General features: G+C 66.9%; 1 protein-coding gene. It reads left to right on the forward strand.

Annotated features, from left to right (window positions below):
- Positions 1-1,536 (forward strand): (Fe-S)-binding protein (locus HNP84_RS50875; RefSeq protein WP_185057387.1); only part of this gene is annotated, 1,536 nt, incomplete at both ends.

Raw genomic sequence — 1,536 nt, forward strand, 5'->3', positions numbered from 1 at the left:
GCGGCGCGTTCGCCTCCGAGGCCGCCGCCGCGGTGCTGCACCCCCTGGGCGAGGGCGTCAACGAGGTGCTGGAGCCGGTCGGGCTGCTGCTGCACATCGGCGTGATGCTGGTGTTCTCGGTGATCGTGGTGAACTCCAAGCACCTGCACATCTTCACCGCCCCGCTGAACGTGCTGTTCTCCCGCCGCCCCGACGGCCTGGGCGCGGCCCAGCCGATGCGCAGCGGCGGCAAGGTGCTCGACTTCGAGGAGGCCGACCCCGACACCGACGTGTTCGGCCGCGGCAAGATCGAGGACACCACGTGGAAGGGGTTCCTGGACTTCTACACCTGCACCGAGTGCGGGCGCTGCCAGTCCCAGTGCCCGGCGTGGAACACCGACAAGCCGCTGTCGCCGAAGATGCTGATCCTGGACCAGCGCGACCACGCCTTCAAGGTGGCCCCGTACCTGATGGCGAGCGAGGAGCAGCGCAAGGACCTGCACCAGGACGTGCTGGCGCTGCTGGACAAGCCGCTGGTGGGCGAGGACGGCGTCATCCATCCCGACGTGCTGTGGTCGTGCACCAACTGCGGGGCGTGCGTGGAGCAGTGCCCGGTGGACATCGAGCACATCGACCACATCCTGGACATGCGCCGCTACCAGGTCATGATCGAGTCGTCGTTCCCGTCGGAGGCGGGGGTGATGCTGAAGAACCTGGAGAACAAGGGCAACCCGTGGGGCATGTCGGAGATGAAGCGGGCCGAGTGGATCGAAGAACTCGACTTCGAAGTCGAGATCGTCGATGACAAGATGCCCGCCGACACCGAGTACCTGTTCTGGGTCGGCTGCGCGGGTGCGCTGGAGGACCGGGCCAAGAAGACCACCAAGGCGGTGGCCGAGCTGCTGCACATCGCCGGGGTGAAGTTCGCGGTGCTGGGCCCGATGGAGGCGTGCACCGGCGACCCGGCGCGCCGGCTGGGCATGGAGTTCCTGTTCAACATGCTCGCCCAGCAGAACATCGAGACGCTCAACGAGGCGGGCGTGAAGAAGATCGTGGCGACCTGCCCGCACTGCTTCAACACCCTGGCCAACGAGTATCCGCAGCTCGGCGGCACGTATGAGGTCATTCACCACACCCAGTTGCTGGCCAGGCTGGTGGATGAGGGCAGGCTGACCCCGATCACCCCGGTCGAGGAGAAGATCACCTACCACGACCCGTGTTTCCTGGGCCGGCACAACAAGGTCTACGCCCAGCCGCGCGACATCATGGCCAAGGTGCCGGGGGTGCGGACGCAGGAGATGCACCGGTGCAAGGACCGCGGGTTCTGCTGCGGCGCCGGTGGCGCGCGGATGTGGATGGAGGAGCGGATCGGCAAGCGGATCAACACCGAGCGGGTGGACGAGGCGCTGACCACCGATCCCGACCGTGTGTCCACCGCGTGCCCGTTCTGCCTGGTGATGCTGGGTGACGCGATCGCGGAGAAGAAGAACTCCGGTGAGGCGAAGGAGTCGCTGGAGGTCGTGGACGTGGCCCAGCTCCTGATCCGCTCGGTCAAGG

Origin of the sequence: Thermocatellispora tengchongensis, from assembly GCF_014202315.1 — a bacterium.
In the GTDB taxonomy this organism is placed as follows: domain Bacteria; phylum Actinomycetota; class Actinomycetes; order Streptosporangiales; family Streptosporangiaceae; genus Thermocatellispora; species Thermocatellispora tengchongensis.